Origin of the sequence: Kaistella jeonii (assembly GCF_000812865.1) — a bacterium.
Lineage (GTDB): Bacteria > Bacteroidota > Bacteroidia > Flavobacteriales > Weeksellaceae > Kaistella > Kaistella jeonii.
Genome location: NZ_JSYL01000009.1, coordinates 21,066 through 43,541, shown reverse-complemented (window position 1 = coordinate 43,541; position 22,476 = coordinate 21,066). Strand labels below are relative to the sequence as shown.

Annotated in this window: 23 protein-coding genes; 15 read left to right on the top strand and 8 right to left on the bottom strand. The window is 34.6% G+C overall.

The genetic code is table 11. The annotated features are described in order from the left end of the window. Positions 1-74 precede the first annotated feature (74 nt). Positions 75-731, bottom strand: coding sequence for a hypothetical protein (locus OA86_RS11910; protein ID WP_039353518.1), 657 nt, complete (start codon positions 729-731; stop codon positions 75-77). 161 nt (positions 732-892) lie between these two features. Here OA86_RS11910 and OA86_RS11905 point away from each other — a divergent pair, with 161 nt between their 5' ends. From OA86_RS11905 to OA86_RS11870, 8 genes are all read left to right on the top strand, one after another. After that, positions 893-1,813 (top strand): DnaJ C-terminal domain-containing protein, encoded by a 921-nt coding sequence (locus OA86_RS11905; RefSeq protein WP_039353516.1) that lies wholly within the window; start codon positions 893-895, stop codon positions 1,811-1,813. Beyond that, entirely contained in the window at positions 1,806-2,099 is a 294-nt protein-coding gene (locus OA86_RS11900; RefSeq protein ID WP_039353515.1) for a chaperone modulator CbpM, read from the top strand. Before OA86_RS11905 ends, OA86_RS11900 begins: the two co-directional genes overlap by 8 nt. 167 nt (positions 2,100-2,266) lie before the next feature. After that, positions 2,267-4,633: a T9SS type A sorting domain-containing protein gene (locus tag OA86_RS11895; protein ID WP_039353514.1), complete on the top strand. Its 2,367-nt coding sequence runs from the start codon at positions 2,267-2,269 to the stop codon at positions 4,631-4,633. A 304-nt stretch (positions 4,634-4,937) separates the two neighbouring features. Beyond that, on the top strand, positions 4,938-5,309 hold the full coding sequence (locus OA86_RS11890; protein ID WP_052257504.1) for a PadR family transcriptional regulator: 372 nt from the start codon (positions 4,938-4,940) through the stop codon (positions 5,307-5,309). A gap of 4 nt (positions 5,310-5,313) precedes the next feature. Beyond that, positions 5,314-7,035 (top strand): PspC domain-containing protein, encoded by a 1,722-nt coding sequence (locus OA86_RS11885; protein ID WP_039353511.1) that lies wholly within the window; start codon positions 5,314-5,316, stop codon positions 7,033-7,035. A 354-nt stretch (positions 7,036-7,389) separates the two neighbouring features. Continuing rightward, positions 7,390-7,956 (top strand): 1-acyl-sn-glycerol-3-phosphate acyltransferase, encoded by a 567-nt coding sequence (locus OA86_RS11880; protein WP_039353508.1) that lies wholly within the window; start codon positions 7,390-7,392, stop codon positions 7,954-7,956. Between the two features lie 30 nt (positions 7,957-7,986). Further along, positions 7,987-8,403: a PaaI family thioesterase gene (locus tag OA86_RS11875; protein WP_039353505.1), complete on the top strand. Its 417-nt coding sequence runs from the start codon at positions 7,987-7,989 to the stop codon at positions 8,401-8,403. 47 nt (positions 8,404-8,450) lie between these two features. Then, positions 8,451-9,422 carry a chorismate-binding protein gene (locus OA86_RS11870; protein ID WP_039353503.1) on the top strand — a complete coding sequence of 324 codons (972 nt, stop codon included), beginning with the start codon at positions 8,451-8,453 and terminating at the stop codon, positions 9,420-9,422. Between the two features lie 278 nt (positions 9,423-9,700). Here the strand turns inward: OA86_RS11870 and OA86_RS11865 are convergent, their stop codons facing one another. Both OA86_RS11865 and OA86_RS11860 read right to left on the bottom strand, forming a co-directional pair. Beyond that, positions 9,701-10,078, bottom strand: coding sequence for a DUF1634 domain-containing protein (locus OA86_RS11865; RefSeq protein WP_039353499.1), 378 nt, complete (start codon positions 10,076-10,078; stop codon positions 9,701-9,703). Beyond that, positions 10,078-10,908, bottom strand: a complete 831-nt coding sequence (locus OA86_RS11860; RefSeq protein WP_039353497.1) for a sulfite exporter TauE/SafE family protein — start codon at positions 10,906-10,908, stop codon at positions 10,078-10,080. Before OA86_RS11860 ends, OA86_RS11865 begins: the two co-directional genes overlap by 1 nt. A 109-nt stretch (positions 10,909-11,017) precedes the next feature. On the opposite strand from OA86_RS11860, the gene OA86_RS11855 reads away from it, so the two are divergent. Both OA86_RS11855 and OA86_RS11850 read left to right on the top strand, forming a co-directional pair. Continuing rightward, positions 11,018-11,569: a DUF1543 domain-containing protein gene (locus OA86_RS11855; protein WP_039353494.1), complete on the top strand. Its 552-nt coding sequence runs from the start codon at positions 11,018-11,020 to the stop codon at positions 11,567-11,569. Between the two features lie 2 nt (positions 11,570-11,571). Further along, positions 11,572-12,681: a 5-(carboxyamino)imidazole ribonucleotide synthase gene (locus OA86_RS11850; protein ID WP_039353491.1), complete on the top strand. Its 1,110-nt coding sequence runs from the start codon at positions 11,572-11,574 to the stop codon at positions 12,679-12,681. Between the two features lie 149 nt (positions 12,682-12,830). Here OA86_RS11850 and OA86_RS11845 read toward each other — a convergent pair whose 3' ends face one another. Continuing rightward, positions 12,831-13,817: a YpdA family putative bacillithiol disulfide reductase gene (locus OA86_RS11845; protein ID WP_039353489.1), complete on the bottom strand. Its 987-nt coding sequence runs from the start codon at positions 13,815-13,817 to the stop codon at positions 12,831-12,833. Between the two features lie 220 nt (positions 13,818-14,037). Next, positions 14,038-14,937 carry a DMT family transporter gene (locus OA86_RS11840; RefSeq protein WP_039353485.1) on the bottom strand — a complete coding sequence of 300 codons (900 nt, stop codon included), beginning with the start codon at positions 14,935-14,937 and terminating at the stop codon, positions 14,038-14,040. 190 nt (positions 14,938-15,127) lie between these two features. Here OA86_RS11840 and OA86_RS11835 point away from each other — a divergent pair, with 190 nt between their 5' ends. From OA86_RS11835 to purE, 3 genes are all read left to right on the top strand, one after another. Further along, entirely contained in the window at positions 15,128-15,598 is a 471-nt protein-coding gene (locus OA86_RS11835; RefSeq protein WP_039353482.1) for a CYTH domain-containing protein, read from the top strand. A 141-nt stretch (positions 15,599-15,739) separates the two neighbouring features. Next, positions 15,740-16,906 carry a BaiN/RdsA family NAD(P)/FAD-dependent oxidoreductase gene (locus tag OA86_RS11830; RefSeq protein ID WP_039353480.1) on the top strand — a complete coding sequence of 389 codons (1,167 nt, stop codon included), beginning with the start codon at positions 15,740-15,742 and terminating at the stop codon, positions 16,904-16,906. A 150-nt stretch (positions 16,907-17,056) separates the two neighbouring features. Then, entirely contained in the window at positions 17,057-17,557 is a 501-nt protein-coding gene (gene purE, locus OA86_RS11825) for a 5-(carboxyamino)imidazole ribonucleotide mutase (protein WP_039353476.1), read from the top strand. Between the two features lie 89 nt (positions 17,558-17,646). Here the strand turns inward: purE and OA86_RS11820 are convergent, their stop codons facing one another. After that, positions 17,647-18,849 carry an aminotransferase class I/II-fold pyridoxal phosphate-dependent enzyme gene (locus OA86_RS11820; protein ID WP_039353474.1) on the bottom strand — a complete coding sequence of 401 codons (1,203 nt, stop codon included), beginning with the start codon at positions 18,847-18,849 and terminating at the stop codon, positions 17,647-17,649. A gap of 155 nt (positions 18,850-19,004) precedes the next feature. Between OA86_RS11820 and OA86_RS11815 the strand changes: the two genes are divergently transcribed. Further along, positions 19,005-19,463: an Lrp/AsnC family transcriptional regulator gene (locus tag OA86_RS11815; RefSeq protein ID WP_039353471.1), complete on the top strand. Its 459-nt coding sequence runs from the start codon at positions 19,005-19,007 to the stop codon at positions 19,461-19,463. 34 nt (positions 19,464-19,497) lie between these two features. Here the strand turns inward: OA86_RS11815 and OA86_RS11810 are convergent, their stop codons facing one another. Together OA86_RS11810 and OA86_RS11805 are read right to left on the bottom strand one after the other, a co-directional pair. Next, a complete protein-coding gene (locus OA86_RS11810) occupies positions 19,498-20,646 on the bottom strand; it encodes an alpha/beta hydrolase (protein WP_039353468.1) in 1,149 nt (382 codons plus the stop codon). A gap of 9 nt (positions 20,647-20,655) precedes the next feature. After that, positions 20,656-21,294 carry an alpha/beta hydrolase gene (locus OA86_RS11805; protein ID WP_039353465.1) on the bottom strand — a complete coding sequence of 213 codons (639 nt, stop codon included), beginning with the start codon at positions 21,292-21,294 and terminating at the stop codon, positions 20,656-20,658. A 302-nt stretch (positions 21,295-21,596) separates the two neighbouring features. On the opposite strand from OA86_RS11805, the gene OA86_RS11800 reads away from it, so the two are divergent. After that, complete coding sequence (locus OA86_RS11800; protein WP_039353462.1) at positions 21,597-22,475, top strand: YjiK family protein; 879 nt, start codon at positions 21,597-21,599, stop codon at positions 22,473-22,475. Position 22,476: the final 1 nt, after the last annotated feature.

Below are 22,476 nucleotides of genomic sequence, written 5' to 3'. Positions count from 1 at the left end.
ATCTTAAAAATAAATGCAACTTCGAATAATTTCGAAGTTGCATTTTTATAAAAAGTAGGTAATGCTTTTTAATTCTAAGTAGTCCAGGAATTATTGGCAACAGCAACAAGATAATAGTTGTCGTTGTATTGTTCAAAAACGAAGATCAGCGAACTCCAATCCATTCCGCTAAATATTTCTGTTCCTGGAATAAAATTTTCGGTAAATAGATCGTTAGGATAAATTTTCTTGATGTTATTAATGGTATTTCCAATTCCTTTAAACTCATTAAAATAAAACTCTGAATTTTTGAAATTTCTTGTGAAAACCCATTCAGTCATATAATCTTTTATAGAAAGGACCAATAAATCACCGGTTCCATCTTTTTCTCCCCATGTAAATCTGGTTTTTGTAGCGCTGTAATTTTTGAAACCTTCCCCACTGAAATGTTTGTCTTTTTTTGGATTAATGTAGGAATACATCGAAAATGTAATTCCCTTTTCTGGATGAATGTAATTCGAAAAACTGTCGTAGTCTTTAGATTTTAAAGTGGAAAGAATTTCATTATTCAATTTTTTCAAAGTTTCTTCCTTACTTAATTTTCCTGATTCTGTTTTAAGATTTGCGTTTTTTAATGAATCAACGGGAATTAACTTGGTTGAATCTTGAGGTAAAATTTCAGAAATTATTTTGCTTTCTTTTGAGCAAGAAACCATTAATAAAAGTGAGAGAATGTAAAGAGATTTTTTCATAATGTTTTAAATCGAATAATAGAGAAGTCATTTTTATTTAAACGATATTTAACTTAAAGTTTAGTTTTGTTTAAATTTAATAAAAATAAATAGAAAGTTTTAACAGAACTTTAGAACTCCAATCATTTTAGTTTTTTTAAATTTGAGTAAATCATTATTGTATGGCATATATCGATTATTACAAAGTTCTGGGCATTGATAAAAAAGCGACTCCCGACGAAATAAAAAAGGCGTACCGAAAATTAGCGCGTAAATATCATCCAGACGTAAATCCCGGAGATAAAGAATCAGAAAAAAAATTCAAAGAGCTCAATGAAGCCAACGAAGTTCTGAGCAATGTTACGAACAGAAAAAAGTATGACCAATATGGTGAACACTGGAAACACGGCGAAGAATATGAAAAAGCGCAACAGCAGCAACGATCGCAGCAATCTCAGCAAGGTGGAAATTATGGAAATTACTCTGGTGCAGATTTTGGTGAAGGTGGCGATTTTTCAGATTTTTTCCAAAGTATGTTTGGTGGAAGTTCCGGCGGTAGAAGTTCGCGCGGAAGTGCCTCTGGAAAATTTAAAGGTCAGGATGTAGAAGCAAGTTTGAATCTGAACCTGCGTGACGCCGCAAAAACCCATCAGCAAACTTTTGATATTAATGGCAAAAAGGTGAGAATTACAATTCCCGCCGGAGTTACAGATGGTCAGAAAATTAAATTAAAAGGCCACGGAAATCCTGGACATAATGGCGGTCCAAACGGCGATCTGTTTATCACCTTCAATATTAAAGAAGATTCTGAATTTAAAAGAAATGGCGACAATTTAACATCCGAGGTTGAAATTGACTTTTATACGGCTGTTTTAGGGGGTGAAGTTCCTATAAAAACTTTGGAAGGAAGTGTTAATTTAAAAGTAAAACCCGAAACCCAAAACGGAACAAAAGTTCGGTTAAAAGGTAAAGGTTTCCCAGTATATAAAAAGGAAGGTGAATTTGGAGATCTGTTTGTGACGTTCATCGTGAAAATTCCTACCAATTTGACAGAGAAAGAAAAAGAATTATTTCAACAATTAAAAGATTTAAAAAATGAGTGATAGAATTTCCCGGGAAGAACTCGTAAGAATTTACGATATAGAAATCACTTTCTTTGATTCTCTGGAAGAGTCGGGACTGTTGAAGACTGAAAATGACAATGAAGTGAAGTATTTGCTTTATGATGAATTGCCGGCTTTTGAGCGGTTTGCAAACTGGCATTATGATCTTGAAATAAATTTGCCTGGTTTAGAAGTAATTCATCGCCTTCTCAATAAAATGGAAGCATTACAGGCAGAAAATAGAAGGTTAGGTCACTTTTTTAGCGCAGAAACAAAGTTTAAATAAAAGATTTAAAGGAGGTAATTTCAAAAGAGTTTGTATTAATAAATCTTAAGCTAAGTTTCAATACTTTGCAATCTTTTTTGAATGTTATTGACTCTTTTTAAATTATTTTCTCGATTATGTAATAATAATTCATTAGTTTTGGAAAGTTTAACAAAATAATAATTATTATGAAGAAATTTTTACTATCGTGCTTCTTAGCACTAGGTATTACTTCGAGCGCCCAGTATAGTTATACGGGTGATTTTGAAAATCCAGGTTACAATGTGACAACCTACAAACAATTTGGTGGTGGATCACAATTCGCAGGAGCTGCATGTAACGGTGCTTTTGGAGGAAGAATCCTACCCACTGCTAGTATTACACAAAGTGGTTATATGATTGATCTAAGTACTCTTGGTCAAACTAATAATGGACAAAAAGTTGATTTTAGTGTAAGTTACAAAAAAGCAGCTGGAGTTACAGGAACAATTCAGTTAGCTTATTTCGTGTATGATTCAGTAACTGCTTTATGGTCTATTAATTATGTTGGTACTGTGGTTACTTTAGCTACAGGTGCACTTACAACATGTAGCACGCTTACAGCAACGCTTCCTTCTGGAACATTTCAACCAGGTGATATTGTTGGAGTTGGAGCGTGGTTTACCAGATCAGGAACTGCTAATGCAGGTATTTATCTTGATGACATTATTGTTAATCAAGATAATACTGTAATTGCTGCACCTGCATGTACTACTATTACAAGTCCTGCAGATGGATCTACAATATCCGCTGGTACAGCTAGTATGAAATGGAGCGCAGTACCTACAGCAGTTAATTATAAAGTTACTGTTGGTACTACTCCAGGTGGATCAGAATTATATACTGGAACTGTTGCTGGAACAAGTCTTAATTTCACATTAGCAAAATCAACAATGTACTACGCAAAAGTAGTACCATCTAACCTAAATGGTGATGCTACAGGATGTACTGGAATCACATTTACATCTGATGCCAATATCGCTTATTGTGGTGGAATTACAGCTACCTCAACGGTGTATCCGCTATCTTCAGTTAGTTTGAATGGTGCAACTAAAACTTCATCTGCTGCTACAGGAGCACCTGCTTATGAAGATTTCACTACTACCGTATTTAATGTGAAGTCAGGTAGTACTTATCCTCTAACTGCAATTGCAACAGGATTAGGTGCAAACGTTTTCGGTATGACCGTATTTGTTGACTGGAATGAAGATGGAGATTTTAATGATGCTAATGAAAAATATTTCCAGGATCTACCATTGGTAACTGGAACAGGAACTCCAATCAATTTATCAGGATCACTTGCAGTTCCAGTTGGAACTACTGTTGGAATGAAAAGAATGAGAGTTAAGTACAACTTTAACGGAAGTACAACAACTTTACAGCCTGCATTATCCGATGCTTGTGCAAATATGACTAACGGACAAACTGAAGACTATACACTTTCAGTAACCCTTCTTACAGATGCACCTTTATGTGCTACAATTTCAGCACCAGTAGATGGTTCTACAACATTCCCAGCGAATGGACTTATAACTTGGGGAGCTGTAGCAGAAGCTTCTGGATATAAATTATATATTGGAACTACTTTAGGAGGAACAGATGTTGCAAATGGAGTTGTCGTTACTACAACTTCTTATCAAGCTGCTTTAACTTCAGGAGTAACGTATTACGCGAAAGTTGTACCATACAACGTGATTGGTGACGCAACGGGTTGTACAGGAATTTCATTCACGGCAGCAGCAGTTCTTTACTGTCTTCCTGCGCCTGGTTTTGCTCCGGGTAGTGTAGAACCTACGACAAATGTTACAATAGCTAATATTAACAATACCACATCTGCAGTAGTTGGAGGAACTCCGGGCTACGAAGATTTTACAAGTATTGTAGGAACGGTTCTAACTGGAACAGACTATCCAATTTCATTGAATGCTAATACAGATGGAGCATCGTTTTACCATTTCTTTGCAGTATTTATTGACTGGAATCAAGATGGTGATTTTGATGATGCAGGTGAAAAATACTTCACAACTGTACCAACATTCGTTAAAATACAAGGCTCCAATGGTGTTACTGGAACGCCAGCAACAGGAACTATTTCTGTACCTTCAACTGCGAAATTAGGAAATACAAGAATGCGAGTTAAATCTGCATTTTACGCGTCAACTGGTCCATCTACAGATCCTAACTTGACGAATTTTGCAAATGGTTGTTCTACTGTAGGTTCGTCTTACGGACAAGTAGAAGATTACACGCTTTTCGTAAAAGACGTTACTACAGCAACTGTAAACGTAGATAAAAACAAAGTTTCTGTTTATCCGAATCCATTCAAAGATGTATTGAATATTTCTGATGTGAAAGGAGTTAAATCCATTACAATCAGTGATGTTTCCGGAAGACAAGTTAAAACGATGAAACCAAGTACTGAACTTCAGGTTTCTGATTTGAAAACTGGTTTATACATTGTTAATCTTCATATGGAAGACGGAACAATTAAATCGATCAAAGCAATCAAAAAGTAATATTTTCTGAATATTTCTTTTAAATAAGGATCCGCCTCAGCAATGAGGCGGATTTTTTTTTATCTAAAACTGGCACTTATGAAATTTCTGAAATGCTTATTTTCACTGGGTTTTCCTGACCATGATCTTAATAACTAGGAATTTATTTTAAAAAAATATAAAAATATTACTACTTTGTATTGCATAATACTAAATTAATTTTATATCTTTGCATAGTAAGATTGAGAAAGAGTAATGAATCGATGATTATTAATTTCTCAAAAAACTTACTTTAATCATTAAACTAATTAATAACCCAAAAATAATGAACACAGAAAACACCAAAGCGCAGATGCGAAAAGGAATTCTGGAATTCTGTATTTTGAGTTTAATTGACCAGAGAGAAATGTATGTTTCCGATCTGATCGATGAACTTAAAACAGGAAAACTAGATGTGGTGGAAGGAACGCTGTATCCTCTCCTCACAAGATTAAAAAACGGCGAGTTCCTCTCTTACCGATGGGAAGAATCTACAGGAGGACCGCCCAGAAAATATTACCAGATGACGGAAAAAGGCAAGTTATTTCTCGCTGAACTTCGAAATACCTGGAACGAACTGACAGACTCAGTAAACCAAATAACTAAAAACACTAATCCGACGGGCGCACCTGAAAGCGCGTTCCAACCAAATTCTTAATACCATGAACAAGACACTCTCAATAGGACTCGCCGGTTTCTCTTTCACAATCGAGGAACACGCATATATTAAACTCAGTGATTATCTTGCAGCGCTCAGAAATTCTTTAGATGCCAATGAAGCAGAAGAAGTAATGCATGATATTGAAATCAGAATGGTTGAAATTTTCAAAGATTCTCTTGGAAAACGCGAAGTGATCAATGATATCGATGTGGAAAGAGTTATTTCCCAGATCGGAAGACCAGAACAGATCGAAGAGCAGGAAGAGGCTTACTTTTCTGAAAAAACAGCCCGAAATGAGCAGCGTACTTCTGCAAATTACAGCGGTTCAAAACAACTCTTCCGTGATCCGGAAAAACAAAAAATCGCCGGAGTTTGTGCAGGTTTAGCACATTATGTTGGAATGGATGTGAGCGCAATGCGTGCAATCTGGTTAGGAATCGCAATTTTAGGAATATTTACCGCTGCGATCTCTACTACTTTGATCATTTTAATTTACGTAATTCTTTGGATCGTTTTACCAAACGCAGAAACTGCGACCGATTTTTTAAAAATGAAGGGAAAACCGATGAACTTCGATAATCTTAAAAGTGAATCGAACAAATTGGTGCAGTTTGCGAACGAATCTACGCAAAGAGTTGGAGAAATTTACACCGAAAATAAACCTTACATCAACAATGCAGGAAGCGGTCTCTGGAATGTTATAAAATATTTCGTCGGTGCGATTTTAGCCTTAATGGCGGTAAGCAGTATTATTGGCGTATTTGTACTCTTCGGAATGTTCGGTATAGATTCTAATTTTCCTGGTGCGAACGAAATGAAATTCTATTTTAATGATGATGGGTTATACAACGTTTTGTCCGCGATCATCATCATCGGCTCTTTAATTCCTGCCATTCTCTTCAGTTTATTAAGTATTAAAATATTTTCCCCAAAGACTAAATTGAGAAATATTGGTTGGGTGATCGGTGCTTTATTTATAATTTTAATGGGACTTGGAGCGTACTTCGGAGTCAGTATGGCAAAAAAAGAAGCCTTTTTGAAAGGTCATAAAGAAGACACTGAAAACGTTGATATCAACACCATATCCGACAGTTTATATGTTGACATGAAGCAGGTTACCATTCCACAGAGTTTTATAGCGTATGACGATGATATTTATTCTGATCGAAAAATGGTTTATGAAGAAGATTATCCTACCATAGATGTAACGAGAAAATCTAATATTACAAAGCCATATTTAATCATTAAAAAAGAAGGAAAAGGGTACAATCTTCCGATGCAAATGAATGTTGACGTAGAAATTGAGGGAAATAAGATCTTATTACCGAATTACATGAAATATCCTTATCAACACAGATTTAGAGATTATAATGTAAATTATGAGCTGGTAGTTCCTCAGAAAATGCAAGTCTTCAAAGTAAGAGATAATGTGCTCCAGTTAGAAGGTGATTTAAATGGAAATGGTAGCGTTTCAAATGATAATAGCGATGAAAATGACAACTCCAATGGAATCGAGATCAGTAAAAACAAAATCAAGATCAACGGATCTACGATTCAGTATAATGAAAATGATAAAGACAGCGTGATCATTAACGGAAAGAAAATGCCGAAAGAAGCCGCAGATCAAATCATGGATTCGATGAAAAATAATTTGCGAAATATAAAAGATGTAGATATTTCAATCAAAAATGGTAAAAAAGAAATTTCCATTAAGACTAAGTAAATGAGAGTGGATGAGCAAAAGCGAAATTGTGATCTTATAAAATAAGTTTAATAATAATTCGCTTTTCGCTTGTTCATGATGGCAAAAATTTAAAGAAAATTTAACATTTACGAAGGTATTTTACATTATAATTAGAGTAATTTCGTACAGTTAAATAGAGAAGTAAATCAGTTAACAATTAAAATACAAAATCATGGTACAGTTCGTATTCGAAATCGCAATGAAAATCATGGATTTCATCAGCAGTTTAATTTAGACAGAATAATTTCAATATATTTGTAAAAGTATAACCAAGTCTTTTGGTTATACTTTTTTGTTTTAACTTATTGCTATTCAATCCTTATACTCTTAAAAATGAAAAAATTTCTCGCAAAATTAATCCTCAAAATAATCGGTTGGAAAGTCGTTCTGGAAGGAGATGTTAATAATTTGGATCGCTGTATCTTAGTTGTAGCGCCACATACAGCCAATGAAGAATACATGTTGGGAAATCTTGCGTACTGGTCTTTGGGAAAACCGCTGAAAGTAATCATCAAAGATGCTCATACGAAAGCCTGGTACGGATTTTTAGTAAAAGCAATGGGTGGAGTAGGAATTGACCGGGCCCAAAAAAATAATTTGATAAAATTTGTTGCCGATAAATTTGCGAAAGAAGATTTCAGTTTAGTCATCACGCCGGAAGGAACCAGAAGTTGGGTGCCAAAATGGCGAAAAGGTTTTTATCATATGGCTTTAGCCGCGAAAGTTCCCCTTGTTATTGCGTCGGGAGATTTCAAGGACAAAGCGATTTATCTGGGAAAGATGATTTCGGTACACGATTTGGAAACCCGAACTTATGAAGATATAATGGGCGAAATGGAAGAATATTACAAAAAAAGAACACCAAAAGTTCCCGAAAACTGGAATCCAAAAATTTTCTAATCTCAACCTCAACCTCAACCTCAAATTATAATGGAAAATAAAGAACAGATTTTAGAGAAACTCAATAATTGGGGCGAAGAAACTTTGGGTAAAACACTAGATATTATTTTTACCGATGTCACCAAAGATACCTTGACTGCAACAATGCCTGTAACTCCGAAAGTTCATCAACCGTACGGAATTCTGCACGGTGGAGCAAGTTGTGTTCTGGCTGAAACTTTAGGCTCAAGCTTATCCGTTTTGCATGTCGATACCGAAAAATTTGCACCTGTCGGAACCAATATTAATTCTAATCATTTGCGAAGTAAAAAAAATGGAATCGTTACAGGAACTGCAAGATTCATCAGGAAAGGCAGGACGATGCATGTTTCCGAAATCGAAATTCGCGACGAAAAAGGAGAGTTGATCAATCATACGACAATGACCAACAATATCATTCCCCGATAATATTAGAATTACTTTAAATCTTTTTTTTGGAATATAAATAATTCGATATGCTCTATTTCAGATTTCCCTTTTCCGAAAAGATATACACAACTGATGAAAATTCAGATAAAAATCCTGTGTCTTTTTTTTCTTTCGATCAATCTGAAGTAATCGATTTTGAAGGAGATATCGAAGAAATAACTATCGAAGATTTTGCGAAGCAGCATTATAATAGCGATTTATTGTCCTCCAATCTCATGGAATTTTGGGAGGAAAAGCAACCTAAATATCAGGAAAAACTGGTAGAAGTTATTGATTTCATTAAAATAAATGACCTTTCAAAGCTGGTAATTTCCAGAAGAAAACTACTCAATTTTAATGGTTCAAAAATTAATTTATCCGAAACATTTCTGAATCTTTGCGAAGCTTATCCAAATGCTTTTGTCTATTTTTTTATTAAAGACGGCAAATGTTGGTTAGGTGCTTTTTCCGAAGTTTTGGGGAAATTTAATAAGAAAACTTCTCAGTTTGAAACCATGAGTTTGGCAGGAACAATTCCTGTGAATGAAGATTGGACTTCCAAAGAAATTGAGGAGCAGCAACCGGTTACCGATTTTATTCACGATGTTTTAAAAGAATTTTCCGAAGAAATTGAGCAATCTGAAACTTACGATCACATTTCAGGAAATATCAAACATTTACGCACTGATTTCAAGGTGAAAATTAAGGCAGAAAATTTAGAAAAGATCATTTCAGAATTGCATCCAACTCCTGCAGTTTGTGGAATTCCGAAGGATTTTTGCAAAAATGCAATTCGACAGTTTGAAAAGCATTCACGAAATTTATATGCAGGTTACATTCGTGTTGAAACCGAAGATTACATTCAATATTTCGTCAATTTACGTTGTGCAGAATTTTTCAAAAATGCAGCATTAATCTACGTTGGTGGCGGAATAACTGCCGATAGTTCTGTCGAAAAAGAATGGAATGAAACCGAACTCAAAGCCGAAGCTATTCTAAAAAATATTGCATTTACCTAAGCAATTTTCAAGCTGCAAATTTTTAAAACCTTATCCTTTTTCTAAATTTTTCTCACCATTAAATTGGTGAGAAATAAATTATGACAATTAAGATTTCCCACCAAAAAGCCACGAAGTGGCGACATCAATAGCATAGGGTGAAGCCCTATGAACAATATGAATAGTAAAAAGCAATATAAAATTTGAATAATATAAAAAATCTAAATTTTCAAATAAAAATTCCAGCCACGAAATGGCGAAATCAAACTAATAAATTTTTGTCGAAAAAAACTGATTGTTTAGTGAGCAAAACCCATCAAGAAACTCACCAGCATAATTCCCAGAACGATTGCAGAAACGATGACATAGGTATAATCTTTCTCTTTAATATAACCAACCAGCGCGAATATAATTCTTACAAGCGGAGTCAGGATAAGCAATAAAATACCAAGTTGAATAATCCCCATTCCTTCCAATCTACTCAAAGAAGCAAAAAAACTTTGCCAGATCGTACCTACCGGAACTTCTAATAACGCGTAATCTTTCGGCATTTCAAATCCTTCAAAAAATAATTTAATGAAGCCAATAAATGACGTGATTACCGAAAAAATAACTCCCAAACGCAGAAGATTTCCCACGGAACGGTTAAGATCTAAATCTGTGAAATGTCTTTTCATTATTTAAAATTATGGTTAAGACCGTTGTACATCATATAAATCGACAGAATAGAAACGACTACTGCGAATACTACTTTTAATTTTTTGGTCTGTGAAACCATTAATGTTTTCGAACCGATAAAACTTCCTAAAACTACTCCGATCAAAACTGGCGCTACAATTACAGGAATAATTTCGCCACGCTGAAAGTAGATAAGCGAACTTGCTACTGCAGTGACACCGATCATAAAGTTACTCGTCGTCGTAGAAACTTTAAACGGAAGTTTCATCATATTGTCCATGGCTAAAACTTTTAGCGCTCCTGAACCAATCCCGAGAAGTCCCGACATTACGCCGGCAAATGACATCATAAAAAATCCAGGAATGGTATTTCGAGCAGAATAAGCTTTGATCACACCTTTATCAGGAAAAGTTCCAAAAAGTTGAAGCCGATGTTCCAGACTTCCTTCGATTAAGGGTTCCTGATGATCCGGTTTTTTCCTCAAATTGAGAATTACGGTAAGAATTAAAATACTCGCAAAAATAATTCCGATCGTATTCGCATTCAGCAAACCCGAGATTAAAGCGCCGCCAATCGCACCAGTTGTGGTGGCAATTTCTAAGAACATTCCTATTCTTACATTGGTAAAACCTTCTTTTACAAAAGCTGCAGCAGCACCGGAAGAAGTTCCGATGACAGAAATTAATGATGCGCCGATCGCGTAATGCATCGGTACACCAAAGCCAAGAGTAAGTAAAGGAATGATAACTACACCGCCGCCTAATCCGGTTAAGGATCCAAGTAATCCGGCGGAAACGGCTCCGAAGAACAGAATAAATATTTCCGACATTTCACAAATTTAAGAATTTTGAATAGTTTAAAGAAATTTTAAGCATCAAAAATAAGGAGTAAACTGATATCTGGAATTTTTATAAATTGTATTTTTGTTTTTTTCAACTATGAAATTATTTTACGTCAATCTCGGTGCAACGCCAATCGGTAGAAATATAGAACAGCACGATGTCTTCTTCGGTATCGCTGAAAATCTGAAAGATCTAATTCCGGATATGAAAAAATTCTGGCCCGAAGCGAAAGGAAAAATCCATATCGACGGTTACAAAGAAGTTCAATTTGTTGATGGTTTCGAAGTGAAAATCGTAGAGAAAAATTCTGACATTCCGGAGAATCATCTTTTCTTTATTAATCTCGGCGGTTACAAGAGAGGACAATTTGAGGAACTTCATGAACAAATTTTAATGGTCGACCAGTCGATGTCTAAAATTATTCGAAGAGTTAAAAAAACGGAATTCTATAAAACCATGGGATTTCCCGAAGCAGTGAGTCATATTGATGATAAACACGGAGTGGATATCGATGATATTTTCAAAGTAAATGATATTTTACCTTTGATAATGAAGGAAAAATATTCCATTATTTTAGAAAAAACAGAAAGTGAAAATCAGGAGAATTTCACCTTCATTGGATATTTAGCAATCAGTAAATTAAAGTAAATATGAAAATTGGAATTTTAGGCGGCGGACAATTGGGGCGAATGTTAATTCAGGAAGCTTTGAAATATGATGACGAATTTTATACGCTCGATCCCAATGCAGATTGTTCCTGCGCAAATATTTCTTATTTCACTCAAGGAAATTTCAACGATAAACAAGATGTTATCGATTTTGGAAAAGACAAAGACGTGGTTTCTATTGAAATTGAGCATGTCAATGTTGAGGGTTTGGAAGCGCTTGAAAATCAGGGAGTAAAGGTAATTCCAAATTCTAAGATCATTAAAATTATTCAGCAGAAAATTTTGCAGAAACAGTTTTATGATGAGTTCCAAATTCCTAGCCCAAATTTTCAGATTATTCTGTCGAGAGAAGAAGAAATTGTCATCGGTTTTCCTTTTGTTCAGAAATTGAATACCGGCGGTTATGACGGGAAAGGCGTTCAAGTTATTAAAGATGAAAATGATTTAATTAATATGTGGGATGAACCTTCAGTTTTAGAAAATTTGGTAGATATCGATAAAGAACTGTCTTTAATTATTGCTAAAAATAAACGTGGTGAAATCAAAAGTTTTCCTGTCACAGAAATGGTTGCAGACCCGAAATTAAATTTGCTCGATTTTAATATTTCGCCAACTCAGATTTCTGAAGATATTCAAATTCAGATTGACAAGATCGCACAAAAATTTATGAATGCTGCCAATTCTGAAGGTTTATTTGCCATCGAATTATTTCTTGATAAAGACGGAAAAGTTTGGGTGAATGAAACTGCGCCGCGCCTGCATAATTCCGGACATCAAACGCAGGAAGGAAATGCAAATTCCCAATTTGAACAGGTTTACCGTGTTTTGAAAAATCTTCCGCTTGCCGATACTTCCTCTTTAGGATTTTCAGGAATGCTGAACTTGGTTGGCGAAGAAAATTTCATCGGAACAGTAAAATATGAAGGTTTAGAAGAAGTTCTGAAATTGCCGAATACTTACGTTCATCTCTACGGAAAAGGCGACACAAAACCCGGAAGAAAAATGGGACATATCAATGTTTTGGCGAATTCCCGGGAAGAACTTCTGGAGCAATTGATTTCAATAAAATCTTTGGTGAAAGTCGTTTCTTAAATAGCGGGTTTCAAGTTTTTAAATAATCAACTTAAATTATAAAAAAATTAACCACAAAAGTCACAAAAGAAAGAGTTTAAAGAATGCCTTTTAAAGTGATAAAAAGGTGCGGAATGCTTATTTTGTCTTTAAAAAGAAGTTAATGTTTCTTAAACTTTTGTGCCTTTTGTGGTTTTTGATTTAAGAATATTCTTAATAATAATATCCGCATGAATTCTGGAGGTTTCTATAAACCAAAGATGCGTGTCTTTTCCACCACAAACAACTCCCGCTAAGTAGAGATTTGGAATATTCGTTTCCATTGTTTCAGGATCGTAGAAAGGATTTAAATGTTCTCCCCGCAAATCGATTCCGGTGTTTCTCAAGAAATCAAAATCTGGAAGATAACCCGTCATTGCCAAAACAAAATCGTTTTCAATTTCGTGAGTTTCTCCTTTTTCATCTTTAAAAAGGACGGAGTTTTCTTTAATTTCGATCAATTCTGAATTAAAATGTGCGGCAATACTTCCTTCAGCAATACGGTTTTCAATATCAGGTTTTACCCAATATTTTACACTTTTTGAAATGTCTGAATGACGAATGATCATGGTAACTTCCGCACCTTTTCTGTAGGTTTCTAAAGCTGCATCAACTGCAGAATTGCTAGAACCAACGACTACAATTTTCTGTTGTGCGTAAGGATAAGGTTCGGTATAATAGTGTTTTACTTTTTCTAAGTGTTCGCCCGGAACGTTCATCATATTTGGAATGTCATAAAATCCGGTGGAAATAATTACATTTTTTGCCAGATATTTTGATTTTGAAGTTTCAATTTCAAAAATATCGTTGGTTTTGGTAACGTTCAGAACTTTTTCGTAAAGATTAAGGTGCATTTCTTTTTGCCGTGCGATTCCCTGATAATATTCTAATGCATCTTGTCGCCCAGGTTTTGGAGCAGTTGTGATGAAAGGAATTTCAGCGATCTCGAGTTTTTCGGCGGTGGAAAAAAACCGCATATACAAAGGGTAATTGTAGAGCGAATTAACGATGGTTCCTTTTTCTATAATTAAATAAGTGAGGTTATTTTTTTGGGCTTCAAGAGCACAGTTTAGTCCGATTGGACCGGCTCCGATGATGAGAATATCTAAAATTTCCATGGAACAAAGGTACGACGTTAAAGTTTTATTGTGAAATGTGGATTGTGTTTTTTGAGTTTTCGGAGAGAAATTATTTTGCTGATTTGAAAGAATTGTGAAAAATGAAAATAATTGCGCCCCAGCTTGAACGAAGCTCTTTTTTATTGGTAGCTGAACGAAGTCGAAGCTGCGAATAAAAAAAGCGGGAGTGGAAGATGGATGAAGGCGCCCAAAAAATAATTTAAACTCTTTTAAACATTCCCGGTTTGTAATTCGTGATGAAAACTCCACAAATAATTAAGACGGTCGCCATGATAAAAGTGAAGGAAATCGGTTCGTCGAGAATCAGCCAACCCAGGAAAATCGCGATAATGGTATTCACATAAGAAAGGATGGAAATCTGTGTCGGCGTAATTTTTTTCAAAGCAAAGTGAAAGGCGAAGAATGCGATAACAGACCCGAAAATTGCGAGATAAACAGTTGCGAACATGCTTTTGAAACTCCACATCGCAAAGTTGATCTGATCAGAAAAAAGAAATCCGAAAATAATCTGAACGATCCCAGCGAAACTGAATTGATAAAAGAGATTTAAGGAAATGTTTTGGGGTTGTTGATGGCTTTTTTTGCTGAAAATTGTTCCGAAAGCCCAACCAAAAATCGCTATAAACATAAAAATAATTCCCATTCGATATTCCAAATTGAGGAGATCTTCTAAACCATCTTTGAAAATCAGTAAAATTCCCGAGAAGCCGATCAAAACTCCGACTAAACCGCGAATGCTGAATTTTTGCATGCTGAATATGATACTCAGAAGAAAAACGAGAAGCGGAGAAGTTGAACTGATCAAAGACGCTAAACTGCTTGTCAAATGTTTTTCGGCAACGGTCGTCATTCCATTTGCGACGATCAACATTAAAGAAGCGAGAATGATCTGGTTCAAGAAATTTTTCCAGCCGATCCATTTTAGTTTTTTGGAAAATAGAAGAACGAGTAATAATATAATTCCGGCTAAAAACTGACGAATTCCAGCGACAAACCAAGGTGGAATTGTTTCAACTGCCACTCGGATTCCCAGGAAAGTCGTACCCCAAACTAAAGCGACGGTGATGATGGCGAGAACTAATTTGGAATCTTTGAACATAGAAAGTTGACGTGATTTGAGATGAATTCAGGTAAAAAATACTGATTTCTAGACTGGTGCAAAGGTAGATTTTATGAATGCAATGACCACTGACTTTTGGAAATATTTGAAATAACGTTGGACATATTAGTGCATTTTGTGTAATTTGTATGCATAGAAAAAGAAGTTTCAAAAATATATTAATGATAGGATGGGAGTAGAAATAGAAAGAAAATTTGTGGTCGATCACGCTCAATGGCAGCAATTAGAAAAACCTGTGGGAGAATTTTACAGACAAGGTTATTTGTTGACTGATCCTCATAAAACAATTCGCGTTCGGCAAACTTCGGACAAAGGGTTTCTAACCATCAAAGGAATTTCGGTTGGCGCAACCAGAGCGGAATATGAATATGAAATTCCGTTTGAAGAAGCCAAAGAATTGCTGGATCAATTTGCAATTTCTGAACTTTCAAAAATCAGATATAAAATTTCTATTGACAATCATATTTGGGAAGTTGATGTGTTTTCAGGAAAGAATGAAGGATTGATCGTTGCTGAAATTGAACTGAAAAGTGAAGATGAAAAGTTCAGTATTCCAAATTGGATTGGAGAAGACGTTACTGGCGATGAAAAATATTACAATTCAAATCTGACGCTTTCACCTTTTAAAAATTGGAAATAATCAGTCACGAATTCAGGAATAGGTTAAAATATATTTTGAAAGAAAATTCGTACGTTCTTGGTAATTACTATTTTCCTGGTTTAAAACGCAGGTTCATGATATCATCTGAACCGAAAAACTAAATGCGTACTTTTGCAGCTTATGCAAGAAGATCAAATTATCATTATTGGTGCAGGTCCGGCTGGATTAATGGCAGCTCAACAGTTAGCTTTGAAAGGTTTCAAAGTTCACGTTTATGAGCAGAATAAAGCGGCCGCGAGAAAATTTTTAGTCGCAGGAAACGGTGGATTTAATTTGACGCACAGTGAAGAATTAGAATCTTTTGTAAAAAAATATGAAGCTGAAGAGATTCAGGAAATTGTAAAAACTTTCGATAATCAAAAAGTGATTCAATGGCTTTCAGATATGGGAATAACAACGTATGTCGGAAGTTCAGGTAAAATATTTCCCACCAAAAACTTTAAACCAATTCAGGTTTTAAAAGCTTGGCTAGATGAGTTGGAGAAGCTCGGCGTTACCATTCATTACGAGCATACATTCCTAGATTTTGATGATTCTAAAGTTTATCTAAAAAATAATGGTGAAGATATTTCCATTAAATATTCAAAATTAATTCTGGCAATGGGCGGCGGTTCTTGGAAAAAAACCGGTTCTGATGCAAAATGGGTAGAAACATTATCTCAGAAAAACATTGAAATAACACCTTTAGAATCAGCTAATTCAGGTTACAATACGGATGTTCCCTTTCATCAATTACAAGGTCAATATTTAAAGAATATCAAAGTTTCTTTTGAGGAGAACTCAAAAATTGGCGAAGTAGTTTTTACAAAATACGGCATTGAAGGAAGTCCTATTTATTACATGAACCGTTTTACAAGAAAACATGATTTTCCTGTAACCATCAATATTGATTTAAAGCCCAACTTATCAGAAGTTGAAATTTTCGAACAATTAAATGGAACCGCAAAAATAAGTTCGGTTTTAAAAAGAAATTTAAAATTACCTACGACCGCAATTAATCTTCTAAAAACATTGGATAAGGAAAGTTATCTTAATATCGAAAATCTCGCAAAAACCATCAAGAAATTTCCGATTGAAGTTTTAAGTTACAGACCCATTGATGAGGTGATTTCTACTGCGGGCGGCGTTGCTTTTTCGGCTTTAAATTCAAATTTAGAATTGAAAAATTTCCCCAATGTGTATTGCGCGGGAGAAATGATCGACTGGGAAGCACCAACTGGCGGTTATCTTTTGCAGGCTTGTTTCAGTACAGGATTTTGGGTCGCGAATTCGATTGCAGATTCTTAGTTTTCAACCAAAAAGTAACAAAGTTTTATTTTCTTTCAGATTTCTAAAAATCAAAATAGTGAATTACAGTTTTCTTTCTGAAGGAAATCGTTGTTAATCTTTCAAAACACCTAAATTTTCTTAACTTTAAACCTTAAAATTTATATTAAAATGGTCGGAATAGTAATGGGAAGTCAGAGCGATTTGGCAATCATGGAACAGGCAGCAGATTTTCTGAAATCTCTGCAAATTCCTTATGAATTAACAGTAGTTTCTGCACACCGAACTCCGGAAAGAATGTTCGATTATGCAAAAACTGCAAAATCCCGTGGTTTGAAAGTGATTATTGCCGGCGCAGGTGGAGCGGCCCATCTTCCTGGAATGGTTGCAAGTTGCACTACTTTACCCGTGATCGGCGTTCCAATTTTATCCTCCAATTCAATCGATGGTTGGGATTCTGTGCTTTCCATCTTACAGATGCCGTCTGGAATTCCTGTGGCGACGGTTGCTTTAAATGGTGCAATGAATGCCGGTATTTTAGCCGCAAAAATTATTGGAAGTTCCGATGAAGAAGTTTCAAAAAAATTAGAAATTTATCAGAATTCTTTAAAAGATAAAGTCTTGGGAACGGTTTCAGAAATTCAAAAGAAACATCCGAATAGTTTTGACTAGCAAGTTTTCAAATTTGACAAAAAACAAAAAGACTTCGTTATGAAGTCTTTTTCAATTATTTATTTCATTTAGAAATTTTCTAAAAATTTTTACAAAACTCCAACCTGCTCCATGCACCATTTCATTTTTGAATAAGTCCTTTTAATGTCATGATCTAAACCAACCGACATCCGGATCAAACCTTGCGATAGTCCCATCTCTTTTTGTTCAGCTTCCGGTATTTCTGATGAAGTTGAACTTCCTGAACAGGAGAATAATGTTTTATAGAAACCAAGACTTACCGCTAGATAACCTAAGTTTTCTTTCTGCATCAATTCCATTAGTTCATTCGCTTTTTCCATAGTTTTTACGTCCAAAGTCAATAAACCACCAAAACCGTATTCTGCATTCATCATGCTTTTGAAAAGTTCATGTTGTTTGTGACTTGGCAATCCTGGATATTTTACAGACAATCCATCTTTTTCAAATTGTTCTGCCAAATATTGTGCGTTTTCGCTATGTTTCTTCATTCTGATATGAAGGGTTCTTAAATTTTTCAAAATACTTGCCGCCCGAAAACTGTCCAAAGTTGGTCCAAGCAACATACAAGCTCCAGAATTTACATCTTTTAAATCATTGATAAATTGAGTAGAAGCACAAACAACTCCTGCAACTGCATCGCTACTTCCATTGATGAATTTCGTTAAACTGTGAATCGTAATATCTGTTCCTAAAGTTTGGGGAGAAATGGAGAGTGGAGAAAAAGTATTGTCAACGATCAATTTCAAATTATGCTTTTTTGCCAATTTTGAAAGTTCACGAAGGTCGGCAATTTCTAAAAGTGGATTACTTACGGTTTCGCAAAATAGAACTTTCGTACTTTCAGTAATGGCTTTTTCAACTGCTGATAAATCGGTAATGTCAACAAATGAAGTTTTAATATTATAACCGGGCAGAAAGTTTTTCATGAACGCATAAGTTCCACCATAAATAGTTCGACTTGAAATAATATGATCACCACCTTTGCAGATTTGAAGCAAGGTAGAGGTGATTGCACCCATTCCGGAAGCGGTTACGTTTGCACTTTCTGTACCTTCCATTTGTGCCAAAGCTTCGCTTAAGTAAAGGTTGCTCGGCGTTGAATGGCGGGAATATAAATAGCAACCTTCTGTGTTTCCTTCAAAAGTATCAAACATTGTTTTTGCAGAAAGGAAAGTGTACGTTGAACTGTCTGAAATAGAGGGGTTTACTCCACCAAATTCTCCAAAATATTGAAGATCCTGAATATTATTTGCGGCATTAAATTGTTCCATGAGTTTTGTTTTATATTTTGATAAATATCTTTTATTTCAAACTTTAAAACAATATATCTGAAAGTATTTAGAAAATAAATCTAAAGGATTTGATATTATTAAATTTAAAATTTATATTTGAAAATTAATCTTTAGCAAAACCGAAAATAATTCTACTGATGCTTGATTCAAAAGATAAAAAACTCCTTATTCTGCTTCAAAATGATGCTAAGAAAACCACGAAAGAACTAGCTTCAGAACTGGATTTGTCGGTAACTGCAGTTTTTGAACGAATTAAAAAATTAGAGAAACAGCAGATCATTAAGAAATATGTTGCCTTACTGAACCATGAAAAAATTCAGAAAAATTTCATCATTTTATGCCATGTGAAGTTGGTGCAGCATAAGAAGGAGTATATTTCGCAATTTGAAAAAGAAATTACGCAGTTTCCTGAAGTCTTAGAATGTTTTCACGTTTCGGGTGATTACGATTATATTTTGAAGATCTGCGTTCGCGACATTCAGGAATACCGTGAATTTATGGTGAGTAAACTAACGAATCTGCAACATATTTCGAGTACGCAAAGTTCTTTTATAATTAAAGAAGTGAAGAATTCTACGGTTATTGAACCATAGATTGTTGTGGTTTTGATTTATCTTTAAATAAGTTTTATTTTGTAAATAACCATAAATAAGCCGCTCCAAATTCTCGCGACCAGTACGATTCAGAATGCGTCCCTTCTTCATCAAATTTGGTTTTGATATTTTCTTTCGGTACTCCTTTTTTAATTAAAATTGGAATTATCTTTTGAATGTCCGAAACCATATCTTCTGATTCTTTGGTTCCGCTGAGAAAATAAAATTTAGTATGTTTTAGTTTTTTAGAATTTTTATTAATAAAGAAATTTAGATCTTTAAAATCAAACCAAAAACTTGGACTGAAGATTCCTAATTTTCCAAATTTCTCCGGATATTTTAAACCTGCATAAAACGAAATTAAGCCACCCATCGAACTTCCAATCAGTGCTGTGTTTTTTGCCTGTGGTAAAGTCCGGTATGTTTTATCAATGTAGGGTTTCAAAGTTTTTGCCAGAAATTCGGTGTAAGAATCACCTTTTCCACCACCGTATTTTGTGTTTTTCCAGGGTGAATATTCATTTAACCTTTCAGCACCACCATTTTCAATTCCCACAACAATAGCATCAAGTTTACTTTCTGCAAATAATTGGTTCAGGGTTTCATCGACCTTCCATTCGCCAGAAAAAGAACTAGCATCATTAAATAAATTCTGGGCATCCTGCATATAAATGACAGGATATTTTTTGTTGGAAGTGGAATAATCTGGCGGAAAATAAATCCAGATTCTGCGGGTCGTTTTCAGTTGAGGAATACTGAAATTTTCACTTAAAATTTTCACATTATTTGATGCGGTATTTTGTTTAACAGTAACATGTTCCCAGGAAAGAATTTGGTTTTCAATAGTTTGTGGATTTCCATTGAAGTGAAATTTTCTGTTCTCTGATTTATTTCCGTTTACATCGCCTTCGGCTGTTTCCCAATTACCTTGAGTAAATTTGTATTCTAAAGTTCCCTCATATTCGGGGATTTGTAAAGTGTAATTTCCGGAACTGTCTTTTTTTAATTCAAAATTAGGATCATTGGGATTCCAGTTATTTAAAGAATTTGCCATGAAAATTTTGGTATTTTCTGGCGTTCCTTTTGGAATAGAAGTTATTTTTAAGTGAACTTGACTTTGAAAGTTGGTACACATCATCACAAAGATTACAGAGTACAGTTTAATGTTTTCAAAAATACTCATATTCCGAATTTATTTTTTGAAAAAATCCATCAAATCCATATAATTCTTTTGGTTCACTCCGTGTCCGCTCATGTATTCTCGAAAGCTGAAATAACAACTCAGATCGTACAATAATTCTGCACCTTTTTTTCCCCAATCCAACGGAATTACAGCATCGTCGATTCCATGGGAAATAAAGAAACGCAAACGCTCCAATTTTTTTTTGTCTTTAACAATATGATCCATTAGTTTTTCCTCGGGATAACAACTCATGCATGCAACTTTCGAAAAGAGGTCCGGATGATGAAGCGCCAAAGCATAACTCAAAATTCCACCCTGTGAAAATCCGGCGAGATGCGTTTCATTATCAGTCAAACCATAATGGTTAGAGATTTTCATAATACTTTCCAGAATAGCCTCCATTGATTTTTTAGCTTGCGGAATATCCATGCGGTTTTCTTCATTCATTAAATCAATGTCATACCAGGAAAATCCTTCGTAAGTAGTATCGAGAGGTGCTCTGAAGCTTACAATCAACCAATCTTTGGGCAAAGTAGGAATAAAACTGAATAAGTCTTCTTCATTGCTTCCGTACCCGTGAAGAAGAACGAGAAGTGGTGTTTTTGAATTGATGTTTTCGGGTTCCCGAACGAGGTATTTTAAATCCATGTTGCAAAGATAAGAATTTAGGACATAGATTTTTAGAATTAGGATCTACTTTAAAATTCAAAAGTGATCAATTTTTTTTAGAAAAATCGGTAATTAATCGGTGCTTCATGATGTAAAATAAAGCAGATTTTTGAATCAGAATATTGAAAAATATAGAGATGAAAGCTGTTGTCTCAAATGACTGTAAATTATAGTGTCGCAAAATATTCAAATGATCTAACTATAATAAACAACAACAAAAGCATTCAAAATAATCCGCCTATTTTTCTTATATTTAAAATTCTATTATTAAATATTCTATCATGATCAGAGCTTGCATTCTTTTTAGTTTAATGTCCATTTTAAGCTGCTCCCAAAATAAAATTCCGGTTCCAAATTCTGAAACTGGAACTTTGGAAGTACTCCATAAACTTCCTAAAATATTGAAAGAAAGTTCTGGTATTGCATTGTCTGAAGATCAAAAAAATTATTGGATTATACAAGATCACGGCAATACAAACACCGTTTATGGTCTGAATTTTAATGCTAAAATAATTTCGGAAATTGATGTAAAAAATACTGTAAATAATGATTGGGAAGATATTACTCAGGATCGAAACGGTTTTACTTACATCGGAGATTTTGGAAATAATGATAATGAGCGCCAAAATTTAGCAATTTATAAAGTGAAATTGAACAGCTCCCAAACGGAAACGGAAGTTTTGCAGACGACCACTTTTTTTTATCCGGAACAAACTAAATTTCCACCAAAAAAATCTGATCTTCTGTACGATTGTGAAGCTTTTGTAGTTTATGATAATAATTTTTATCTATTTACTAAGAACCGAAGCAAAAATTTTGACGGTACATTTTTAGTATATAAAGTTCTCAATAAAAATGGTGAGGGAGACGCAAAATTAGTTGGAAAACTAAAAATTGACGGTAATTTCTCGGAAGCTGCAATTACTTCTGCAACAATTAATAGTAAAGAAGATAAAATTATTTTGCTTGCTCACAAAAATCTTTATATCTTAAGTGGTTTTTCACCAGAAGATTTTACTAAAACATTAATTAAAAAAATATCTTTAAACCACGACTCTCAGAAAGAAGCTTTAACTTTTAAAGACGAAAAAACCCTTATAATCGCAGATGAAAGAAAGGATAAAGATTTTGGAAATTTATATCAGTTTAAATTGGAATAAT

What these genes read in the sequence shown, in the direction of transcription:
- OA86_RS11910 (WP_039353518.1), bottom strand. Translation starts at nt 731, where the DNA reads ATGAAAAAATCTCTTTACATTCTCTCACTTTTATTAATGGTTTCTTGC.
- OA86_RS11905 (WP_039353516.1), top strand. Translation starts at nt 893, where the DNA reads ATGGCATATATCGATTATTACAAAGTTCTGGGCATTGATAAAAAAGCG.
- OA86_RS11900 (WP_039353515.1), top strand. Translation starts at nt 1,806, where the DNA reads ATGAGTGATAGAATTTCCCGGGAAGAACTCGTAAGAATTTACGATATA.
- OA86_RS11895 (WP_039353514.1), top strand. Translation starts at nt 2,267, where the DNA reads ATGAAGAAATTTTTACTATCGTGCTTCTTAGCACTAGGTATTACTTCG.
- OA86_RS11890 (WP_052257504.1), top strand. Translation starts at nt 4,938, where the DNA reads ATGAACACAGAAAACACCAAAGCGCAGATGCGAAAAGGAATTCTGGAA.
- OA86_RS11885 (WP_039353511.1), top strand. Translation starts at nt 5,314, where the DNA reads ATGAACAAGACACTCTCAATAGGACTCGCCGGTTTCTCTTTCACAATC.
- OA86_RS11880 (WP_039353508.1), top strand. Translation starts at nt 7,390, where the DNA reads ATGAAAAAATTTCTCGCAAAATTAATCCTCAAAATAATCGGTTGGAAA.
- OA86_RS11875 (WP_039353505.1), top strand. Translation starts at nt 7,987, where the DNA reads ATGGAAAATAAAGAACAGATTTTAGAGAAACTCAATAATTGGGGCGAA.
- OA86_RS11870 (WP_039353503.1), top strand. Translation starts at nt 8,451, where the DNA reads ATGCTCTATTTCAGATTTCCCTTTTCCGAAAAGATATACACAACTGAT.
- OA86_RS11865 (WP_039353499.1), bottom strand. Translation starts at nt 10,078, where the DNA reads ATGAAAAGACATTTCACAGATTTAGATCTTAACCGTTCCGTGGGAAAT.
- OA86_RS11860 (WP_039353497.1), bottom strand. Translation starts at nt 10,908, where the DNA reads ATGTCGGAAATATTTATTCTGTTCTTCGGAGCCGTTTCCGCCGGATTA.
- OA86_RS11855 (WP_039353494.1), top strand. Translation starts at nt 11,018, where the DNA reads ATGAAATTATTTTACGTCAATCTCGGTGCAACGCCAATCGGTAGAAAT.
- OA86_RS11850 (WP_039353491.1), top strand. Translation starts at nt 11,572, where the DNA reads ATGAAAATTGGAATTTTAGGCGGCGGACAATTGGGGCGAATGTTAATT.
- OA86_RS11845 (WP_039353489.1), bottom strand. Translation starts at nt 13,817, where the DNA reads ATGGAAATTTTAGATATTCTCATCATCGGAGCCGGTCCAATCGGACTA.
- OA86_RS11840 (WP_039353485.1), bottom strand. Translation starts at nt 14,937, where the DNA reads ATGTTCAAAGATTCCAAATTAGTTCTCGCCATCATCACCGTCGCTTTA.
- OA86_RS11835 (WP_039353482.1), top strand. Translation starts at nt 15,128, where the DNA reads ATGGGAGTAGAAATAGAAAGAAAATTTGTGGTCGATCACGCTCAATGG.
- OA86_RS11830 (WP_039353480.1), top strand. Translation starts at nt 15,740, where the DNA reads ATGCAAGAAGATCAAATTATCATTATTGGTGCAGGTCCGGCTGGATTA.
- purE (WP_039353476.1), top strand. Translation starts at nt 17,057, where the DNA reads ATGGTCGGAATAGTAATGGGAAGTCAGAGCGATTTGGCAATCATGGAA.
- OA86_RS11820 (WP_039353474.1), bottom strand. Translation starts at nt 18,849, where the DNA reads ATGGAACAATTTAATGCCGCAAATAATATTCAGGATCTTCAATATTTT.
- OA86_RS11810 (WP_039353468.1), bottom strand. Translation starts at nt 20,646, where the DNA reads ATGAGTATTTTTGAAAACATTAAACTGTACTCTGTAATCTTTGTGATG.
- OA86_RS11805 (WP_039353465.1), bottom strand. Translation starts at nt 21,294, where the DNA reads ATGGATTTAAAATACCTCGTTCGGGAACCCGAAAACATCAATTCAAAA.
- OA86_RS11800 (WP_039353462.1), top strand. Translation starts at nt 21,597, where the DNA reads ATGATCAGAGCTTGCATTCTTTTTAGTTTAATGTCCATTTTAAGCTGC.